The sequence below is a fragment of the Paenibacillus sp. MABNR03 genome (assembly GCF_050455445.1).
In the GTDB taxonomy this organism is placed as follows: Bacteria; Bacillota; Bacilli; order Paenibacillales; family Paenibacillaceae; genus Paenibacillus; species Paenibacillus xylanilyticus.
In genome coordinates this window covers 43,265-62,957 of the sequence record NZ_JBCIYR010000007.1, presented here as the reverse complement: position 1 = coordinate 62,957, position 19,693 = coordinate 43,265, and the positions used below count along the sequence as shown (strand labels likewise).

Annotated in this window: 19 protein-coding genes; 3 read left to right on the top strand and 16 right to left on the bottom strand. The window is 48.5% G+C overall.

The genetic code is table 11. The features are described 5' to 3' along the window. Positions 1-39: 39 nt before the first annotated feature. From AAIH57_RS25690 to AAIH57_RS25660, 7 genes are all read right to left on the bottom strand, one after another. Entirely contained in the window at positions 40-864 is an 825-nt protein-coding gene (locus tag AAIH57_RS25690) for a hypothetical protein (protein ID WP_430023521.1), read from the bottom strand. A gap of 187 nt (positions 865-1,051) precedes the next feature. Next, positions 1,052-2,098, bottom strand: coding sequence for a hypothetical protein (locus AAIH57_RS25685; RefSeq protein WP_430023520.1), 1,047 nt, complete (start codon positions 2,096-2,098; stop codon positions 1,052-1,054). Between the two features lie 51 nt (positions 2,099-2,149). Then, complete coding sequence (locus AAIH57_RS25680) at positions 2,150-2,932, bottom strand: DUF6138 family protein (RefSeq protein ID WP_430023519.1); 783 nt, start codon at positions 2,930-2,932, stop codon at positions 2,150-2,152. Continuing rightward, positions 2,929-3,855 (bottom strand): DUF6138 family protein, encoded by a 927-nt coding sequence (locus tag AAIH57_RS25675; protein ID WP_430023518.1) that lies wholly within the window; start codon positions 3,853-3,855, stop codon positions 2,929-2,931. Before AAIH57_RS25675 ends, AAIH57_RS25680 begins: the two co-directional genes overlap by 4 nt. Before the next feature lie 530 nt (positions 3,856-4,385). Continuing rightward, on the bottom strand, positions 4,386-6,038 hold the full coding sequence (locus AAIH57_RS25670; RefSeq protein ID WP_430023517.1) for an extracellular solute-binding protein: 1,653 nt from the start codon (positions 6,036-6,038) through the stop codon (positions 4,386-4,388). Between the two features lie 138 nt (positions 6,039-6,176). Further along, positions 6,177-7,769, bottom strand: a complete 1,593-nt coding sequence (locus AAIH57_RS25665; protein ID WP_430023516.1) for a response regulator transcription factor — start codon at positions 7,767-7,769, stop codon at positions 6,177-6,179. Next, entirely contained in the window at positions 7,744-9,504 is a 1,761-nt protein-coding gene (locus tag AAIH57_RS25660; protein WP_175395249.1) for a sensor histidine kinase, read from the bottom strand. The genes AAIH57_RS25665 and AAIH57_RS25660 overlap by 26 nt, the downstream gene beginning before the upstream one ends. A 354-nt stretch (positions 9,505-9,858) precedes the next feature. Between AAIH57_RS25660 and AAIH57_RS25655 the strand changes: the two genes are divergently transcribed. Both AAIH57_RS25655 and AAIH57_RS25650 read left to right on the top strand, forming a co-directional pair. Then, positions 9,859-10,716, top strand: a complete 858-nt coding sequence (locus AAIH57_RS25655) for an ABC transporter permease (protein WP_430023570.1) — start codon at positions 9,859-9,861, stop codon at positions 10,714-10,716. Between the two features lie 34 nt (positions 10,717-10,750). Further along, positions 10,751-11,629 carry a carbohydrate ABC transporter permease gene (locus AAIH57_RS25650; protein WP_095292286.1) on the top strand — a complete coding sequence of 293 codons (879 nt, stop codon included), beginning with the start codon at positions 10,751-10,753 and terminating at the stop codon, positions 11,627-11,629. A gap of 22 nt (positions 11,630-11,651) precedes the next feature. Here AAIH57_RS25650 and AAIH57_RS25645 read toward each other — a convergent pair whose 3' ends face one another. From AAIH57_RS25645 to AAIH57_RS25620, 6 genes are all read right to left on the bottom strand, one after another. Then, a complete protein-coding gene (locus AAIH57_RS25645; RefSeq protein ID WP_175395247.1) occupies positions 11,652-11,855 on the bottom strand; it encodes an aspartyl-phosphate phosphatase Spo0E family protein in 204 nt (67 codons plus the stop codon). Positions 11,856-12,092: 237 nt separating this feature from the next. Next, positions 12,093-13,109, bottom strand: a complete 1,017-nt coding sequence (locus tag AAIH57_RS25640; protein ID WP_430023515.1) for a hypothetical protein — start codon at positions 13,107-13,109, stop codon at positions 12,093-12,095. 19 nt (positions 13,110-13,128) lie between these two features. Then, positions 13,129-14,127 (bottom strand): hypothetical protein, encoded by a 999-nt coding sequence (locus AAIH57_RS25635; RefSeq protein WP_430023514.1) that lies wholly within the window; start codon positions 14,125-14,127, stop codon positions 13,129-13,131. A 28-nt stretch (positions 14,128-14,155) separates the two neighbouring features. Beyond that, positions 14,156-15,076: a helix-turn-helix transcriptional regulator gene (locus AAIH57_RS25630; protein ID WP_430023513.1), complete on the bottom strand. Its 921-nt coding sequence runs from the start codon at positions 15,074-15,076 to the stop codon at positions 14,156-14,158. An 89-nt stretch (positions 15,077-15,165) separates the two neighbouring features. Further along, positions 15,166-15,354, bottom strand: a complete 189-nt coding sequence (locus AAIH57_RS25625) for a hypothetical protein (protein WP_246310822.1) — start codon at positions 15,352-15,354, stop codon at positions 15,166-15,168. A 140-nt stretch (positions 15,355-15,494) separates the two neighbouring features. After that, complete coding sequence (locus AAIH57_RS25620) at positions 15,495-15,818, bottom strand: ArsR/SmtB family transcription factor (protein ID WP_175395244.1); 324 nt, start codon at positions 15,816-15,818, stop codon at positions 15,495-15,497. Between the two features lie 210 nt (positions 15,819-16,028). Here AAIH57_RS25620 and AAIH57_RS25615 point away from each other — a divergent pair, with 210 nt between their 5' ends. Next, positions 16,029-17,420 carry an MFS transporter gene (locus AAIH57_RS25615; RefSeq protein ID WP_413037329.1) on the top strand — a complete coding sequence of 464 codons (1,392 nt, stop codon included), beginning with the start codon at positions 16,029-16,031 and terminating at the stop codon, positions 17,418-17,420. A 102-nt stretch (positions 17,421-17,522) separates the two neighbouring features. Here AAIH57_RS25615 and AAIH57_RS25610 read toward each other — a convergent pair whose 3' ends face one another. The 3 genes from AAIH57_RS25610 to AAIH57_RS25600 all read right to left on the bottom strand — a co-directional run bounded on the left by AAIH57_RS25610 (position 17,523) and on the right by AAIH57_RS25600 (position 19,618). Then, positions 17,523-17,972 carry a nuclear transport factor 2 family protein gene (locus AAIH57_RS25610; protein WP_127539728.1) on the bottom strand — a complete coding sequence of 150 codons (450 nt, stop codon included), beginning with the start codon at positions 17,970-17,972 and terminating at the stop codon, positions 17,523-17,525. A gap of 292 nt (positions 17,973-18,264) precedes the next feature. Further along, positions 18,265-18,672 carry an RrF2 family transcriptional regulator gene (locus AAIH57_RS25605; RefSeq protein WP_175395242.1) on the bottom strand — a complete coding sequence of 136 codons (408 nt, stop codon included), beginning with the start codon at positions 18,670-18,672 and terminating at the stop codon, positions 18,265-18,267. A gap of 109 nt (positions 18,673-18,781) precedes the next feature. Next, a complete protein-coding gene (locus AAIH57_RS25600) occupies positions 18,782-19,618 on the bottom strand; it encodes an AraC family transcriptional regulator (RefSeq protein ID WP_175395241.1) in 837 nt (278 codons plus the stop codon). Positions 19,619-19,693 lie beyond the last annotated feature (75 nt).

The window sequence follows — 19,693 nt, the reverse complement described above, 5'->3', positions numbered from 1 at the left end:
CTGGATTTCCCCCTTTTAGCTTACCTACGTTCTATGGGATTAAACTACAGGCAAGATGGATAACGTACGAGTCGTCAGCAGAAAAAGGCTTTGAATCAGTTCTTCTTCCGTTATCTTGAACGCTGTAAACGTCTCTCTTTGTTTGTTTTCCTTGTTTTCAATGAATAACCAGTTACCTGTACTGCTGCCGATAAAACAAATCATTTGTGGACTGTCCTGCATCCCCCGTGTGGATACCTCAAACTGCCCGTGTTTTTGGATGTTTGCAAATGCCTGGGCCAGTTCCTGGATTGCATTTGAATGCACATGCTGATCCTGGCGCAGCGCGAATGTTATCCTTTCCATCCCTAGTTGTTTCAGTGTCAGCAGCATCTGTAATGTGTCCTTCTGAATGGAGGTATCCAGTGATTCCTCGGCAGAGTCAGGCAATTCAATTCGATTTCCCATGATGTGGTACAAATCCTGCAGGCTTTCAAACGTAGTCAGAGTTACCTGGTCCCGTGCAGGGCGCCAAACCCATTCAACAATGTTTGTACCGGATATGAATCCATATGTCATCGATGGATCACTCTGCTCAGCGTTTGTTGTATGCAGGTGGAGCTTGATCACTGCACTACTGAGCTTGCAGCTCTGAAGCAGCTGATTCACCTGTGGATGTATGATAATCTCGTTATTCTCGGATTCTATAACTCCATCCTTGATCAGATCGTTTTTAATTTTTTCATAAGTGCGCTCGGCCTGCTCACCCTGTAATGCCGCATCATTCAGATGTGCCAAGAGTACCTCAGCTTCCGGAATATTCATTAACTGAAACAGAAACAGGGCCTCCCGGCCAGAGCAGGTAAACGATGTATATGTAGGCACAGTCATTCCTCTTTTCCATGAAATGTACAGCCAACTCCAAGGGAAGAGCCTATCTTTTTATTGTAAAAGGATAGACAATCAGGCTCAATGCGCCCCCACTCCTGTTATTGGGACGTTAAACCTGATTATATTTACCCACTAAGCCGGGGAACGGCACAGGGTTGAACCATGAATACGTTCAGGGCGACTACACGGTCAAATCTGCTAAACGAATGACTCGTCTATAGTACATGGAATCCATCAGATCCTCCCAATCCAGTTCACCGGCATTGCTGTCACGATAATAAACGGCTGCAGCTGGCAGAAAACTGACCAATGGCCCCATGCCGCCACAGATCATTCCACCACCATCTCCGCCTTTAGGGAACATCTCTCCAGCATGGCCAATCGTCAGTTCATACTTATAGGGATCCCCGGCAAACCGGACGCCAAAAAAGTTAGGGAGCTCCAGATCATACGGGCGGTCATCTTCTTCAAATAACATGGGGGGCAGCTCTGCGGATTCATCCACCATTCCATTCAGCCCTTCCATACTTCCAAAATGCCTCAACTTCATCGTGTAATCAAAACTGTCCCCCCAGGGGAACAACGTACGACAGCCGCCCCCATACAGATACTCCCATTCATCTTCGGTAAGCAAATCAAAACCCGCTTCAGTATTTTCTTCAAGCAAGTCCTCGAACGTGAGCCCTTCATTGTATAATAGGATCCGCACATCCTCACCTAGACGAACCAGGCGGAAGGCCTGAGACCGTTCGAATCCACCCAGTCCAGAATGCTTGAATTTCTCCAACTCTGCTGCAAAATCAGGTTCATTTTGTGCCAGAGCTTCTTCTTCCGTAACTTCAATCCACCCAAGTGATTGTGTACCACATTCCACCAGCATGGGGGCGATATCTACTTCTCTCATAGGAGACATTTGGCTTGCCAGAAAAGAGTCCACGTCCTCAACGCCATACTCGATTACCGTCTCATGCAGATCTGCCGAGGTTTCTTGATTCATGCCATCCTGCCACCGATTCCACCCTAAGGTAACACGATCTCCCGGCACAAAGACAAAGCTTCGCCCTGCGTGCGAAAACATCCCCGTCTCGATTCGCTGGCCGTATCGTTCGAACGCTCGTACACCTGCATATTCCATACCTGCTGGACCCCGGTCGACCATTCTGCGCAGCAGTTCTTCTTTTGCCAGAACAGATAACCCCGCCCATATGCCACGAGTCAATAAAGCCATTGCTCTCCCCTCTCCCTGTGCAAGTTACCCAGTATCCAATGTTGGATAAGTCTACTTTCCTGCGGCCTGCAGCAGCTCCAGCAGCAGCTCTTTCCGTTTCCCTTCAGCCTTGCGGGCCAGAGCTGCAAGCTTCTCCACCTTGCCCCAGATTGGATATAACACACGCTCTACTTCATATTTTTCCAATCCACTTATTTGCTGCACATAAAGCGCCAGCTTCTCTTCGTTTTCCAGTTCCGGCTGAATTTTCAGCTTCAAGTCATCCGTTGAACGCCGTAAACAGGCAACCAATGCAGGTACAGAGCTGGCAGTTATGCCGTGTTTTTCAGCAAAGGCAACGGTGAATTTGTCCTGCACCAACTGGTGCTCATCGTCCACTTTTCCCATATAAAATTCAACCAACGGGAAATACCGCTCATCTGCGAGTCCAAGACCAAATGTGGCATAGGTGCCCGGCATGCAGCTCTTTTCGCCTTCCGTATCTGCGTACCATTCAAATTCCTCGATGGCTTCACGAGCGTACTCTTCAAGAAGAGGATGCAGGTCCGGGTACGCCAGTGCATTTGCGAAAAATCGGTGAGTGTCCGACTTCGCGAGTCCCTTAACCGGCAAATACTGCTTCACGCTGGATTTGAGCTTGATCTTGTAATTTTTCGGAAAGCCTTGCTTCAGCAAACGAATCATAAAAGCAAGAGCCTGTTCATAGGCAGATGCTTCCTCCTTGCGAATCATGATGGTCATGATGGAGAACACATCGTTGGCAGTGCATTCCACCTGTTCATTTTTCACATGAATATCTTCCTCCGCATAGGTGCCGCTGCCTTCCGTCATCATCCGGGCTGCACGGCTGCTGCACGGCTGCTGCCCAGCTGTTTCGCCAGTTCCAAAAATGTAAGCCCTCTCGGTTTGCTGTAGCTGGGTTCATAACGGAGAATCATGACAGCTGCGTACAGCAGCAGATCAATTGGCTGTGCTGCCTGCTGTTGGCTCTCACCTCCAGCCTGAGACTCGTTCTGTTCCAGTACTGCGCCTGGCTTAAGTTTATATTCATTGGACCTGTACGCTGATGACTGGACATCATAATACTGAGGCAAAAACCGATTCTCTGCCCAATCCGTCAACGCACGAATAATGTTACCGCGATGCTCTGCCAAGGCATCCTGACGTCCTTTATTTAATTCCTGGATACGCTCATATTGAGCGATGACCCAAGCAATATCCAGTTCTGGAAAGAGTTCCGGATCAACCAGATGACGCGTCAGAAAAAAGGATTCCAGCGGCTTCGTTGGATATGTACCGTGTTCCAGCTTTTGTTCTACGTACGTATGAATTCGTTCAAGCAACTGCTCTTTCTTCTCTTCATTGATATATTCAAGCAGCGTCAATTGCAGCTTTCCTTCTGTTGTCGGGAATTTTCCGCGAAAGGTGAAGCGGTAGTCGATCAACGGTGAATCCGTCAGCTCGTCCAACCTTCCCTGAACCACTTTTACAAGCTGAGGCTGGAATTCATTGCGCACCTGCTCTGCGGTAAAGGGGCCCGTGTTCTTTGATTTCAAGCCGTCATCCAAACCAAGATCCACACTGTCAACAATGGTACGCCCCGGCTTGTATTCCAGTAGAATATCATCGAAGATACCCATCTGCAGCGTGGTTCGCTTCACGGTCTTCTCTAGGTCGTTCCGCTTCGCCTGTTCGTCAAACCATTCATGAATGGCCTCAATCATCTCTTCCATCGCCTGATCATAAAGTGTGCTCATCTACTCTCCCTGCCTTTCAACATCTAAATTCCCTGAGTAATATTCATTGTTATATTCATCCAGGATCGCTCCATAGCCATGCATGTTCAAAATGCGTATTGATGTTCGCATAACACCTATTATTTTACTCTCTCATACACGGCCGGAACAATAAGACCTAGGCACGGTTGTTAAACCTATTGAGATACAACAGAACTCTCTATCTCGTCTTCTCCATTCTTCCCGTATAAGAAAATACACCGGAATTAGGCGATTTCCCACCCAAATCCGGTGTATTCACGAAACGTTCTTCCCTCTTTTAATACTTTAGTATGATTCCATCTGCATAAATAGAAACAGATTGTACATATAGCCACTGCGAGTACAGAAAACCTTCCGATTGCTGTTATCCCCAGATTTCTTTGATTCGATTACCAGAGGAAGAAATCCGGTGATAAAGGCAAACGCTTCGCTTCTCCAGGTCTTTTCTGTCCTCTCCGTTCTCATGTCAATTTCAACATTTCAATTCATACCATGAACTATTCACCGCATTAATTCACGGTTTTATACCATTCGTTCACTTCGGCGGTAATATCATCGCCGCCCATGGACTTCCACTTCGTTACAAAGGCATCGAATTCCTCAATGCCGACTTGGCCGTAGATAATTTTGCTGAACGTATCCTTTTCCAGCTTGTCGAGTGCATCCTTCTTCATCTTCATCGTATCGGTTGGCGCACCCGTGAATTTGTTCTTGATGGCATCGTCCTTATGAGCTACCACGACTTGAGCCGCAGCGAACACCTCGGGTTTGTTGGCAATGCTCGTATTTTTCTCAAAAGGTGTCTCAGGCTCCTTGCCTGTCGCCAGCTCTGCCAGCGTATCCATCATCAGGTCGGGAATCCGTGCACCATCATAGGTAATCGTGTATTTCAGCGGCGATACGCCATCTTTTACTTCAGCTTCGCCAACGACTTTCCCGTCCACAATGTCAAAATCATACCCTTGGGCAAAACCATGCTCAAATTCGCTGCCGACTTCCGGGTTGGCAAAGTTGTCGAACAGATAATTCTGATATGTGAAGAACACTTCCGGGTTAGCCATATCCTTGTTGATCAATACAACCCCGTTGCTTGCGCCGGAACCATGGTGATGGCTCTCGCCCGTTGGCCCGGTTGGCAGGGCAATGGCTTTGTATGTGGCACCGTCCACATTTTTCTTCACATCATCAATCGGCCAGTTCGGCATCCAGTGCGGACCCACAATGATTCCGGCTTTGCCTGCTGTAAACAGCTCTGCCGCCTTGATCTCATCATATACGCCAGCTTCCTTAGGCAGATAGCCTTTGGACAGCCAATCCTTCATCGTGGCAAGGCCTTCCTTCACTCCCGGTTGTACCGAGCCGTATTGCAGTGTTCCGTCCTCTGCCTCATTCCATTGCCCAGGCATCGTGTTATACATGCCGAAGATCCAGCCGGACTCGGTCATCCACGTATTAAGGGCATTTTTCATGCCAACAGTCAGACCATACGTATCCTTCTTCCCATTACCGTCCGGATCCTGATTCGTAAATGCATCCATGACCGCAACAAGCTCCTCGATCGTTTTTGGTTCTTCCAGTCCCAGCTTCTTCAACCAATCTTCCCGGATAAACATCACCGGATCGCCGTTATAGGCATAATCGAAAATCGGAATGCCGTAACGCTTACCCTCATACATGTAGGGGTACCATTCTTCGGGTGCCGATTCGGACGCCTGTTTCCACGTGTCCGAAGCGTATTGATCAAACAGTTCACCTGCATCGGCAAATTTGCCGGATTCGATCAACTCACGCACCAGATTGTAGTCCCCACGGATGGAGACAATATCCGGCAGCTCTTCGTTGGCCGACAGGGACAGGCGCAGCTTCGTATAAAATGCATCATTGGTCACCGATACAGCCCACGGTGTGGTCAGGTCGATGCCAAGCCGTTCCTTGGCCCATTTGGTGTGCACATTGCTCTGTGCTGTTTCGCCGTTTTTGAACTTCGTATCATCGTTCCAGGCCCGCAAATAGCTCATCTGCACGGCTGGTTCGTACTTCCCGTCCTGCATCGCAAGTGGCGCAGCCGCTTCCTTGGCCGGCTCCTCCTTGGCCCCCGAACTGCATGCCGTTACAGCAACCATCGTCAATGCAAGCAACGCCGTCATCATCTTTCTATACATGAACAAACCCCTCCTCAGGTAACTTTGAATACCCTTCTGCATTTTGCATCATTCAATGCTTAATGCACCTTACATGAAAAGGATAGTGCAGCCGGGGAGGCAAACATATATCACAATTTCAATGTTCATATTGATTTGTTAACCGTTCCGAAAATCCTGTGGTGTCAGGCCATAATGTTTGCGGAACACCTGAATGAAGTAGGGGGTGTTGTTATATCCCACTTCCTGGCCGACTTCATAGATCTTCATCCCGGTATGCTTCAGCAAGTGCACGGCGCGTTCCATTCTGGAACGGATAATGTAATCGCTGATTCCTTCACCAGTGGACTGTTTGTACATTTTGGACAAATACACCGGATGCAGATGCACCTCTCCCGCAATCACCTGCAGGGACAGGTCTTCTCCCAGATGATGGTCAATCCAGTGCTGTACCTGCCGAATCAAGGTAGACCCACTCTCTTGACCCGAGTCTTGGGTACGCTCTGTCCACTGATGCATGACGTTTCGGGTCCATGCCTCCAGACTGCGCAGCGATACGCCATAACCGTCCTTCAGCAGCTGCTGATACTGTTCACCAAGCACATCCGTTAGCTGTTTGCCTTCCCGGTGAGCCATGTAGGAGAACGCAGCCGCCAGATAATGAAAGGCAACGTAGACATGCTCCGGAAACACACTGTCCGCTAACTCGGCAAATATCTGATCAATCTTGCGATGGGCATCGTCCATCCTCCCGGCTTCCAACAGCGTAGTCAGGCTTGGTGGTTCATACAGCGCCGCAAGTGATTTCAATGTAGCTCCATGTGAGCTGGCAGCGGCATTAAGATGCAATCCTTTTCCTGCTTCAGCCTGCTTCCGCAGGGCACTTACGGCCTGATGATACAGCTGCGGAATCTGGTGCGGAAAACGACCTGTCCGGCTGACCGACAGCGAGATGGTGGCATTCAAATACTGTTTCACACTGTGAATCAATCGTTCGCCAAGCCGGCTCAGCAGCAATTCGGGATCGGACTGTGCCTGTTTCGGACAGGCCATGAACACCAGATCATCATATGCATCATCGGTATGGCAGAGATGGTAGCTGCTGCTGAAGATTTCTTCCACCACATTGGAAATGGCATATTTCATTAATCGGAATGCCTTGTGGGTTGGCTGCGGGTCATCATAGCGGATGAGCAGCAGCTGCATTTTATCCTGGGGGCGGAAGCCGATCTCCAATTGTTCCAGCTTGCTCACGAGTTCGTCTTCGGCAAATTTGCGGCCGAGCAGCACATCCTTCATTAATTCCGCCCGTTTTTCCGGCAGATGTTCCCTTACCGAATACATTGCGCGCTGGTGCAGCTGCTGTTTCTCTCCTTCCAGTCGGATCTGGACAGAGGCCTGCTGCACGGCTTCGATCAGTTCCTCATCCCGTACCGGCTTAAGCAGGTAACTTACCGTTCCATGCTTCAGTGCCTGCTTCGCATAATCAAAAGAGGCATGACCCGATAAAATAATGCATTTGGTCCGCTCCCACTTTTGCCGAATATGACTCACCAGATCAAGCCCCGACAAACCCGGCATACGGATATCCGTAATGATAATATGGACCTGATGTGAAGCCATCTGCTGCAAAGCTTCCTTGACCGAATACGCCTTGTATACCTGACCAATTCCATATTCTCTCCAAGCAATGGAGGATGCGATAGACTCCACCGCCGAATGTTCATCATCCACGACCATCAGATTCATCATGAGACTGTTCCTCCTCAAACCATCGTATTTCCACACTAAGTCCCCCGTAAGGAATCGCTGCAAAATGAAGCCCCGATGAATGCCCATATCGCGTAACAAGACGCTGATGTACGTTCCAGGTGCCTGTGCCAATCTCCTCGCCCATAGGCTCATTGACCTCTCGTTCCAATTCTGCAATTTCTTCAGGTGTCAACGTAACACCATCGTTATCTACAAACAGACTGTATCGTATAAGCTGTTTGCCATTGATCCGCTCCTTTGCCGACATCCCCGTCACCACGACATGACCGCTGCCCTCACTCGGCTCAATACCGTGAATTACGGCGTTCTCCACAATTGGCTGAATGAGCAGTCTTGGGATCTGCTGCTGCATCATCTCCTGCGGGACGGCAATTTCATAGGATAAACGGTTGGTCCGCATCTGTTGAATGGACAAATAATTGTCGAGCAGCCGAATCTCCCCTTCCACTGACGTCATGTCATTCTCATCCCGGGTGATGTACCGGTAGTAGTCACCAAGACTCAGCGACATCGCAATTACGGCTTTCGAATGGCCGAGCTGGGTCATATTTTTAATATAAAAGAGGCAGTTGTACAGGAAGTGAGGATTAATCTGTGACTGCAAATGCTTAAGCGTTGCTTCCCGTGAACGAATTCGTTCCTCATATACCTTCTCGATCAGTTCCTGAATTTGTTCCGCCATATGGTTGAAGCTCTGGGTCAGATACGCGAATTCATCACGTGAATGATCCACCGGAATCCGGGTCGACAGCTGGCCCTTGCGAATCTGCTGCAGCCCCTGCATCAGGCGATAGATCGGAATCTGGACTTTACGGTAGAGCAGAAGTGCCGCCCCAATGCTTAGAACCAGCAGCAGCAGAATGGACGTAATAAACATGTTCCGGCTCTTGTCCATCGGGGTGAGCAGATCATCCAGCACAACGGGGTTCACATAGACGCCATGAAGCTGTTTGGAGCGAACATAGCTGACCAGATACTGCTTGCCACCCGCCTCCAGCTGATGGTTGCCCTCACTGCCCAGTCCGTCCAAAGGCATCTCCTCCATAATGGCTTTCACCAACTCGGGGTCCGCACTGCGGTTTAATAAGGGTTCATTGCCCGGCACAAACAGAAAAGGATCTCCTCCCTGCGCCTCCTTGAAGTCGTCCAGCATGGCTACAATATTCATCGGATCAAAATTAATCTCCATTACGGTTCGAACACCCGTTGTTACGGGTTTGGCACTCCACTCATAGTTATCCGTGAAGAAAAAGGTAAAACTCCCGTCTTCCAGCTGCCATTGTCCAGGCTGGGGAAACTTCAGCATATTTTCATTAAAGACGGTGCGGCTTGCCTTGGTGGATAACACAAGCTCTGCCTGCGGAAGCAGGATTGTAATATCGTTCTTCCAGCGGCTGGTGGACTGGTACAGCGATAACTTGTCGAGAATATCCAGATAAATGCTGTTCTTTTCATACTGGCTCGTCGTTTCCGTCATGTAACGGTAGTGTAATATGCTGGGGTCCCTGAGGAGGGTAAGCCCGTAGAGCGAGAGCTGCTCAATATTTTTATCTACCTGGGAACTGAAATAATTGAACTGATTCAAGCTCGACTGCTGTTTCTCCTCCACCACCATGTCCACATTTGCCTGGTTGGCGTATGTATAGAGCAGCAAGATTGGCACCAGCAGACAGATGAGCAGAATAACCGTTTTCGCAAATACTGTGAATTTCATCGTTTCACCCTGTCCCGAAATAGTATCGAACGTTACCGAAGTCCTATTTTATATTGAAAACCCTTTCATATCTATATTGATTTTGTAATCATCGTTTGCTTCAACAGGTTAATAAATCAACATTCGCCTTGAAATGTTGGTCTATAGGCCGCCCTTTTCCGTTGCTATAATTCAGTTGCTCCACTTTTTGCAGAGGCTGAGATGCCTCACGATGCAGAGGCTGGACGAGATAAAGGAGGGACCCTGATGGCTATGGAACAACCGTTAACAACCAACACGCCGGTGCGGCAGGCGATACATCATCCACGCAAACGCACCCGCTGGAACTTCAAACGTACATGGCCGCTGCATTTGATGCTGCTGCCTGCTGTACTGCTCACATTGCTGTTCGCCTATGTGCCTATGGGCGGCATTATTATTGCTTTTCAGGATTTTAAACCGTGGCTGGGATTCACTGGCTCCAAATGGGTGGGATGGGATAACTTCCGGTTCATGTTCGAGTATCCGGATAGTGTACAGGTGATCTGGAACACCGTACTCATCGCTTCGATGAAAATTGTGGCCGGCCTGGTGGCCCCGGTCGTGTTCGCCATTTTGCTGAATGAGGTACGGAACTCGACATTTAAACGTTTTTCGCAGACTCTGGTGTACCTGCCCCACTTCCTGTCCTGGGTTGTACTTGGCGGCATTCTGCTCGACATGCTCTCACCCGAGGGCGGACTGGTGAATCAGGTGCTGGCGGCTGCCGGGATTGAACCGATCTTCTTTCTCGGAGATGGCGACTGGTTCCGGGTAACGGTAGTCATCAGTGATGTATGGAAGGAATTTGGATTTGGCACGATCGTATTTCTGGCAGCACTGGCGGGGGTTAATCCGGCTCTGTATGAAGCTTCCGAAGTGGATGGGGCAACACGACTTAAACAGACGCTGCACATTACACTGCCTGCCCTGGTGCCGATGATTATCGTGGTGGGCACACTTTCCCTTGGTAATATTCTGAATGCAGGATTTGACCAGATCTTCAATCTGTACAATCCGCTCGTGTATGAGAAAGGCGATATTATCGATACGTTTGTGTACCGGATGGGTATTCTGAATGGCAAAATGAGCTTTGCAACGGCCGTTGGATTATTCAAGTCTTTTGTCGCGATGTTCCTGGTCATTACTGCCTACCGGATGGCTTACAAAATCGCCAATTACCGCATTTTCTAAGGGGTTTAGCATACTGCATTAAGGGGGAATCAAGGTGTATCACAAAACAACCGGATATCGGATATTTAACGGCTTTAACCTGTTCTTCATTGCAGCCGTTTCGCTGCTCTGTGTGCTGCCGCTTGTTCATATTCTGGCGGTCTCGTTCAGCGGCAAGGCAGCCGCCTCTGCCAATCTCGTCACACTGTGGCCGATTGATTTTACGGTAGATGCCTATACCAAAACGTTTGGTAACAGCAATTTCCTGAGTGCGCTCTGGATCTCGGTCCAGCGTACCGTTCTGGGCACACTGCTCAGCATGGTGCTGGTCATTCTGACTGCCTATCCTTTATCGAAGGAGAGTCTTCATTTTAAGGGACGTTCTATGTATGCCTGGTTTTTCATATTCACGATGCTGTTCAGCGGCGGGCTGATTCCGTCCTACATTTTGATTCAAAAGCTCGGGCTGATCAATACGCTGTGGGCACTGATTCTGCCGGGAGCAGTGGCGGTCTGGAACCTGATTCTTATGATGAACTTCTTCCGTAACGTTCCGAAAGAGCTGGAAGAGGCGGCTTTCATTGATGGTGCTAACCATATCACAACTCTGTTTCGAATCTATCTGCCTGTGTCCATGCCTGCGATTGCAACAATCTCGCTATTCACGATGGTAGGACAATGGAACTCCTGGTTTGACGGGCTGATCTACATGAATGATGCTTCCAAATATCCACTGGCTACGTTGATGCAGACCATTATCGTGCAGCAGGACTTCTCCAATATGAACGTGGATGCTACGCAGCTTCAGAACATGTCACAGCGTACGGTCAATGCCGCACAGATTTTCATCGGCGCTCTGCCGATTCTGCTCGTGTATCCGTTCCTGCAGCGTTTCTTCGTCAAGGGGATTGTGCTTGGGGCGGTAAAAGAATAGAACGAACGCGGAATATTCCGCATCATCTTATCCCGGGGCTTTCGTCTCGGGTTGTTTTGCCGTGTATGCGAATGGCCTTGTTATATTCATTAATTAACTCATCCAGAACCATCGATTGACGAATGACCTCCGGATGCCACAATTCTGCATGTGTATTTGCAATCTGGTAGAGCCTCTGCCGTGCCTTTTCGATACATTCCTGAATGGTTTCCGGATTGTGCACCATACTCCCGCCCCCTGTTGTCCTTCAATATCCATCACCCAAAAAAGACCATCTATTATAATATTCGGAACAAAGGGGGCTGCCGATTACCCCAAATTTAAAATTTGTATATTTTTTCTTGTTGAGGCTGAAATAAGTATGTGTAATTCTATAACAATACAAATAAAACCGGATAGGCTGCATTCAGCCTTCTCCGGTTTTTTTACTTCTGTATGAATTCCCCCTCCACAGTGTTCAGGCTTATCTCAGTCCGATATCCTCAAAGCGATTGCCAATCGTTTCTGGAAATGCATGCTTAATCGCATCAATGGCGCGTTGTTCCGTTTCTTTTGCTTGATGGATAAGCACTATTACCCGCTGTACACACCCAGGTTCCTTCGCATTCCACAAGACTGAATGATTCACCATTTCAATTATCTCTAAATAAAGATCTGACAGGGACACATACTCCCGCATGACATGAACCATCTGATCCGACAGGTGCCCAAGCCCTGTGACATAGGAAGCAATATCCTGTCTTGATTTGGCGTAATATCGAAGAACATTGGCAGCTTGACCGGTGTCATAAACTCCAGATTGCAGGACCGCAGCAATGGTCGAATATGCAGCAGCTCCACAGGTGTAATCCCGGGGCGGCAGCATATAATCATGGGTCTCCCATTTGTACACAGCCTGAATCAACGATTCCTTGCAGACCTCCCACATATCCACGGTTTGATGGGATTCGAGCACCTGATAGTACCAATAGGGCGTACTGTTTTGTCCAAAAGAATCATACGGCAAACGAGAGACTTCACGCCCTTCACTTTCACAGATGTACAGTACCTTCTCCAGATCATCATACCCAACACAAACAACAAATTGATCATGCCACAAGATGGCTCCCACACCACGGTCAATGGATGCCTTAATATCCAGCACAGCCTGCTTCTGATACAACGGAAAGGTCGGTTCGAACGAAAATCCAGCTGCCTGACTCGCCGTCACACCAATAAAATCAGCCGCTACAAAATTCTCTGCCATCCAGTTGTACGCCGAGATCGATTCTGTAGTTAGGTGCTGATCCACCACCAATCGAAATCCACTTGCTGTCATGCCCGCAATCATGTGACGTGGAAAATTCGTCCACTGTTTGTGCACTAAAATGCGATACATCACATCTGTATATGAACCCATACCATGCCAAGATGCGTGTTCACCCGCAGAGTACTGAGCATATGGGGATTGAATCAAATCCAGCAGTTCTCGGTTTGCCATCTTCCGTCCCTCCCTCTTCCTATCTTGCCGAGTGCGCCCCCCAGCGTGGCACAGTAGAACGTTTACGATCAGGAAACTTTAGGGATATTATGCGAAAATAATGGATCGCCTGCTCCTCCAGTTCTTTCGCCTTTAATAGATCCTGTATAAGTTCGTCTGCTGCATCTGGCCGCAGCATCCTTCTGTTATCCTGCTGAACCATGCATCCCTTCATCCGGTGAATTAACGTTCCAAGCTGGTCATAGCAAGCGCAGGCCTGATCTAGTTCGTTCCATATTCCTCGGAAATCCTGCATATACATGTGAATTTCAGTCCGGGACTGACAGTAGGATTCCAATAGATAAGCTGCACCGGACTCATCGTAATCCCCACTCTGAAGGGCATGCACCCACACATCATATGCCATTCTCCCGGAAGCAATATTTCGATCAGGGAGCAGACGATACGGAATATCCCAATCCTCAATCGCGAGTCGTAAGGATTCCAATAACATATCCTTTTCGGAGATACGGACCTGCTCACCAAAAACCTGACAATACCAGAACCCCGTGAAGTTTAGACCGAAGTTGTCATACAGCAAAATTTGCGGTTCCTTATTCCACCCGTCTTGTACATAAAAGATGCGATCAGCGTCATCATATCCATGGATGACACCGAATTCAGGAATCCAGTAGATCACCCCTTTGCCCTCATCAAGACTACGTTTAACCCAATTTACTGCCTCCCGCTGGTAATATTCAAATGTGGCATGGCGTGTACGTCCCCCATCCCAAATCGTGAATATTCCCAAGTTATCGATTCCGGGTCGATGTGCTTCGCCCCATTGTCCGTACGCTGTAACCGACATGGGAAGTAACCTGCGATGCACCGAAAGTTTGAAAGCCATGCCCGTATATCCGGCGAGTACATACTTGGTACCCTGAAACTGACCCGTGTGGGTCAATATAGCATACAGGCTATCCACATACGATTTGGACTCCCGCTTGACCATTAGATTATCCAACCATACTTCAGCCAAAGGAATCTCTCCTTTCTAAGGTGTTGGTCTACTCCACATTTGCTTTACTTGGCATGGCAAGTCTGTCCATCATTCTTTCTGCACTTTGCTGAAGCTTGCGTTTGAGCCACCCAGGAGATAACAGTTCCTCCCACTCGTTAACAAACAAATGCTGCAGGAAAGCATCCGTGTCATAAAACTCAACGGAATGAATCTGATCTTGCCTTGCTCGAATTCGATACCCTTGCCATAGCTCTGTTTGCTGCACTTCCTTTAGTCGGATCTCAGCTACAAACGGTTTACGAACAGGCAGTGGTTCTTCCCACCCACCCAACAATGAATCTGATCTGCACTCAAATGTCTCATTCGTAATCCGCACATGAATGATGCCCTCCAGACGGATGGCTGTTTGCTGAACAGGATCCGTTTCATAGCCAACGACGTAATCAGCGTTGTACTGGGATATCATCTTTAATGGGCACCACGAAAATTGCCGCTCCCCGGCGTGATCCCTATAATGCATATGTACTTTACGTGATTCTGTTATGGCGTGGGACAGCAATTCAAAGTGCTGAAGCTGCTTAGGAGGTGCTGCGAATACAGGAAGCGGACTCTTCCATGTTTCCTGATCTTCCAGCGTAAAACGTTCCAGCAGATGAGACACACGCTTCACCACTTCTGATTGTTCGTGATCATAATGGCGATAACGATGAGCCAGATATTTAAGCACTCGTTGTTCTTCTTCGGTCATATATAAATGGGGTAGTCGATAGGTCTGATCCTCGTAACAATACCCCCGATACTTTGCAATATATACTAAGGGGGCACGTAGGGAGATAGCCATATATTCAATATCACGCTGTGCCTGACGCCGGGATATTTCGAATTCACGGGCAAGCCAGCTGCTGTTCGGAAAATGTCCGTTTCGAATCTGCTCGTCAAACCAGTGAATGCGATGCATGTTGCTCATCTTCTGCGCCCCCTTTAATTCTATAATGAGCAAATCTTAAATCCATTATATCAAAAGACATGGCCCGTTCCGAAGAACAGGCCTGCATGTTATACGATCACCTTATCCACCCTGGATTGCACAGCTTTGGAACATTTCTTGCAAACTTTCAGACTTGTGCCATCCGTTTTCGTTTGCGAGTACAACAGTTTAATCCGGGTACTGCTACATACCGGGCATGTTCCCCGCCCTCTGGAAGGAAGACTCCACAGGACGCGTCCTCTTTTGGTTTTTGCCAATGTGTGTGAACCTCTTTTCGATATGGTTTGTGTGTTCACCGTTATTATAGAGAACATGGTACGACATAGAATGTCGCAGCAGTATGCTTATCTTTTAAAATAAAAAATGCCCCCTCTTCAGCCTGAAGAAAGGACAAATCTTAGGAATGATGGGTGGACGCCTGAGCAGCGGCCTGCAATAAAGGCTGCAGGAGGCCCGGGAATCGTGTTTCCAGATCTTCCGATCTTAGTGTAAGGAAGTGCTGGGTACCCTGCACACGCACCCGGATGACTCCGGCTTCCCGCAGCGTGCGAATATGGTGGGACATCGTGGATTTCACAACAGGTGCATTAAAATGACTGCAGGGCTGCTCTCCACTCCTGGCTGCTTCCGCAACAATGCCAAGACGGGTTGGATCGCTCAAAGCGTACAACACGGAAGAAAGTTCAATATCCTCCACTTGAGGATGATGCAAAATTTTCATGCTGTAGTCTCCTTTTTTCAGACTATCCATTGTATTTTAACACAGTTCCATGATATATTTCTAATGTTCGATACCAATCGAACTTTCCAATGATTTCGTCAATGTAACCCCTGCTGTCTGGCATGGGGCTCACTGTATACCACCTTTTGCAAATGTTACATATCGTTTCTGAAATGTTGCGCAATTACTTATTCTCTCAAGGAGGTTTTCATGAACAACACGGCAACCGCATCATCCGGGGAACGGACGACCGGGCTACAGGAAGGTTTAATTGTAAGTTTGCTTGGCTTCACGGTAGTCCTCGTCGTCATGAATACGATGATGTTCAATCTCGCCCTGCCCAAGATCGCAGCCGAGTTCCAGCTCTCATCCGTTGCTTCTTCCTGGATTGTAACAGGGTATTCCATCGTTTTTGCCATATCGTCGATCACATTCTCACGCCTATCGGACTTTGTCCCGATTCGGACCCTGTTTACAACCGGTCTTACCTTGCTGGGGGCTGCATCCGTTCTGGGATTCTTCAGTAATCATTTTATTATCCTGCTCTGTGCGCGCCTGATTCAGGCAGCGGGTGCCGCATCTGTACCGGGACTCGCGATCGTACTCATTACCCGTTATGTTCCGAGTGACCGCCGGGGCAAGTCCATGGCCGTCATCATGTCCGCCAGTTCCCTTGGACTTGGACTCGGTCCAGTCATCGGCGGTAGTATTACACAGTTCCTCGGATGGCATGATCTCTTTATCGTCACCGGGTTGACGTTATTCCTGATCCCTGTATTTTTCAAACTGCTTCCGAGTGAAATGCCGCAAAAGGGTTCGTTCGATTTGCTGGGTGCACTGCTTCTGGCGATCGGAACAACGGGCGTTCTTCTATTCCTCACCTCACGCGAATGGCTTACCCTCGTCGTTGGTGTCGCAGCGCTTCTTTTGTTCTGGCTCCGGATTCGCCGTGCAGCTGATCCATTTGTTCAGCCTGCCCTTTTCAAAAATAAAAAATATATGATGCTCAGCTCGCTCGGGATCGTATCCTACATCAACAACTTCTCAACCCTGTTCCTGCTGCCGCAGATTCTGGCTCACCTGTATGCCTTGACTCCAGCCCAATCCGGACTGGTCATCTTCCCTGGTGCAGTGGTATCCATGCTGCTATCCAACCGGATTGGCCGAATGATCGACCGCCATGGCAATACATTGCTGCTCAGATTCGCACCATGGCTGCTGCTGGCAGCCGCCGGATTGTTCGCACTGTTTGCAGACAACAGCATTTACGCCATTATGGTTGTCTATATCCTGCTGAGCGTAGGTTTCTCTGCTCTCACAACCAGCGTTTCCAACGAATTGTCGAATAACCTGACCATGGATCAGGTGGGCGCAGGCATGGGTCTGTTCCAGCTTAGCCAGTTCTTCAGCGGTGCCTTCAGTGTTGCCGTAACGGGCGTGGCTCTGACTGCGATGCAGCAATTGCCATTATCGTCAGCCTACACGAATATTTTCTGGGGCATGACCGTGGTTGCTCTGGCCTCCGTTATGTTCTCCTGGGTATATCTGAGCATGCAGTCCCGCAAAAAAGACTCTTCTGCTTCGTCTAATCTAAGCTCGTAAGAGCTGCAGGCAGGTTTCCTATACAAGAAAGCCCCAAGGACATATCCATCATGTTCTTGGGGCTTTTACTATTCTGATTTTATTTTTATAAATCTATTATGACTATTCAAACAGATCCAGACGAAGACGCTTCAAGCTTGTATGCTTGATGTACCATTGACCGTCAATTTGGACAAACGTCTCATGATAATGCCCAAATCCATGGAAGGATTTGTTTTCATTGCCTTCAGGGAACGTTACCCAATCCTCCATTGGAGAGATGACCTTGGCTTCGTTCTCGGATACAAATTCAACCTCGGCGCTGTGCACGTGATGTACGGTGACAGCAACATCTACCAGATCACGGAATACCTGCACGATAGTGTCGCGGCCCGTTAATACCGGGATGGGGTTACCTTCTGTACTGAAATCAGCCACTGCATCCGGAGCAAACACATCACCCAGTGCGTCCCATTGCTTCGTATCAATAAAACGGCAGTAGCGTGCTTTGGTGTTGCGGATGTTTTCCAGCGCAAGCAATTGTTCCAGTCCTGTGATGGTTGATTGGCTCATGTGTTGTCCCTCCAGAGATGTAATTCGTTTAAAATATGTACTATTAATCTTCCTTATTGTACCATTACGTTTGGATTAGGCACAACGGCTTATTATACGCCTGCATATTAACCCATTAACCCTGCCTTGAAATACGGCTATCACCCTATTTCCCGTACATCCTCAACTTCATAGTCCCATTCACTCATAAATTATGCCAACGAAAAAAGTCCGGAAGCCCGGCAATGTACCTTCATGCCCACTCTCAGACTTTTTTACAACCAAAGATTCAGTTATTCGTTAACTCTGCAGGCTACACCTTACGTGCTTCTTTCATCTGGGCAGCCAGCTCGGACATTTTCTTATTGTTCAGATAGTGCTCCATCTGTTCTTCGGCATGAACCATGACCTGCTGAATCAAACAGCCTTCATTATGGTTCTGCGAGCATTCAAACAGGGAAGCCTGTCCTTCAATGGCATGAATGATCTCCAGAAACGAAGGATCCGGATTTTTGCGACTCAGACGATAGCCACCATTGGCTCCGGAAGTCGATTCGATCATGCCGGCCTTGACCAGCTTGGTCAATATTTTGGACAGATAGGTTGGAGATACTTTCTGCAAATCAGCGAGTTGATGTACACTAACCAGCTGCTCCGGTTCAGTAATGACAAGGTGGAGCATGGTATGCAAGGCATAGTTCGTTGCTTTTGAATATTTCATGAGGTCACCTCATTGTATACGGATTTAATTTATCCATAATAGACTTGATCGGGCTCGCTGTCAAACCCCGGGATGAATCGATCTCGCGGTCACAACAGCCCCACCCATTCTAATTGTGGTAGAGTCCTCGGTACTCTGTGGGTGTCATACCTTCATGTGCCATAAACTGTCGGTTAAAATAACTGGCATTAGGGTATCCCGCCTCCTCCGCAATCTGTCCAATGTTGGCCGTTGGACGCTCGAGCAGCCACTGCTTCGCCATCTGCAGCCGGGAACGGGTTACGAATTCCATCGGCGTCATCTCGACTGCACTCTTGAACAATTTGCAGAAGTAGTACGAGCTAACCCCCGCCAGATCAGCCCAGTCCTGCAGCAGAAACGGCTGACATGCCTCCTGCTGCATCTGCGGAAGCAATCCCAGGATCCGATTCTCCGCTTGGCTGGTACGTGTATTTTTCAGGGGCACCGCATGCTGTACGAACTCAGCCAGGACCGCATACGTCAGAGTGGATAACTGGGCCGGGCGCAGCATCCGGTTCTGCTCGGCTTCATCGAGCAAGGCCAGATGTGCTTCTTCCCAAGGGGCCTGCTGCCGCAGCGTCCACAGGAGATTGCGATGCAGCCCCCGTTCAATCATATAGTCATGAAGACGCTCGCCATAAAAATGAACCCAGCGCACATCCCACGGATCATCCTCACTGCTGTAATAGTGCTGCCGCTGCTGGGGGAAATAAAGTACCGCTTGACCTGCACGAAGCTCGTGTATAATCCCGTCCACTTCCACATATCCCTTACCAGAAGCTACATAGTGAATATTAAAATTGTTAAGTGCACCAGCCTCCCGCAATACGGAGTGCTGCGGATGATTCATATAATGCCCGACCGACTCGGGATAACAAAAATATGGAATATCCTGAAGGGTAAGCAATACGGTCTGTCTATTCATGAATAATTCTCCTTGACCAGCAATATTGTGTTAAGAGATCTCAATATATTATCATTTTCATTCATTGATCTATTC

Coding starts and splice junctions, on each gene's coding strand:
- AAIH57_RS25620 (WP_175395244.1), bottom strand. CDS start 15,818: ATGAAAATTTTGCATCATCCTCAAGTGGAGGATATTGAACTTTCTTCC.
- AAIH57_RS25660 (WP_175395249.1), bottom strand. CDS start 9,504: ATGAAATTCACAGTATTTGCGAAAACGGTTATTCTGCTCATCTGTCTG.
- AAIH57_RS25655 (WP_430023570.1), top strand. CDS start 9,859: ATGCTGCTGCCTGCTGTACTGCTCACATTGCTGTTCGCCTATGTGCCT.
- AAIH57_RS25605 (WP_175395242.1), bottom strand. CDS start 18,672: ATGAAATATTCAAAAGCAACGAACTATGCCTTGCATACCATGCTCCAC.
- AAIH57_RS25645 (WP_175395247.1), bottom strand. CDS start 11,855: ATGGTGCACAATCCGGAAACCATTCAGGAATGTATCGAAAAGGCACGG.
- AAIH57_RS25610 (WP_127539728.1), bottom strand. CDS start 17,972: ATGAGCCAATCAACCATCACAGGACTGGAACAATTGCTTGCGCTGGAA.
- AAIH57_RS25665 (WP_430023516.1), bottom strand. CDS start 7,769: ATGATGAATCTGATGGTCGTGGATGATGAACATTCGGCGGTGGAGTCT.
- AAIH57_RS25640 (WP_430023515.1), bottom strand. CDS start 13,109: ATGGCAAACCGAGAACTGCTGGATTTGATTCAATCCCCATATGCTCAG.
- AAIH57_RS25670 (WP_430023517.1), bottom strand. CDS start 6,038: ATGTATAGAAAGATGATGACGGCGTTGCTTGCATTGACGATGGTTGCT.
- AAIH57_RS25675 (WP_430023518.1), bottom strand. CDS start 3,855: ATGAGCACACTTTATGATCAGGCGATGGAAGAGATGATTGAGGCCATT.
- AAIH57_RS25630 (WP_430023513.1), bottom strand. CDS start 15,076: ATGAGCAACATGCATCGCATTCACTGGTTTGACGAGCAGATTCGAAAC.
- AAIH57_RS25685 (WP_430023520.1), bottom strand. CDS start 2,098: ATGGCTTTATTGACTCGTGGCATATGGGCGGGGTTATCTGTTCTGGCA.
- AAIH57_RS25615 (WP_413037329.1), top strand. CDS start 16,029: ATGAACAACACGGCAACCGCATCATCCGGGGAACGGACGACCGGGCTA.
- AAIH57_RS25600 (WP_175395241.1), bottom strand. CDS start 19,618: ATGAATAGACAGACCGTATTGCTTACCCTTCAGGATATTCCATATTTT.
- AAIH57_RS25680 (WP_430023519.1), bottom strand. CDS start 2,932: ATGATGACGGAAGGCAGCGGCACCTATGCGGAGGAAGATATTCATGTG.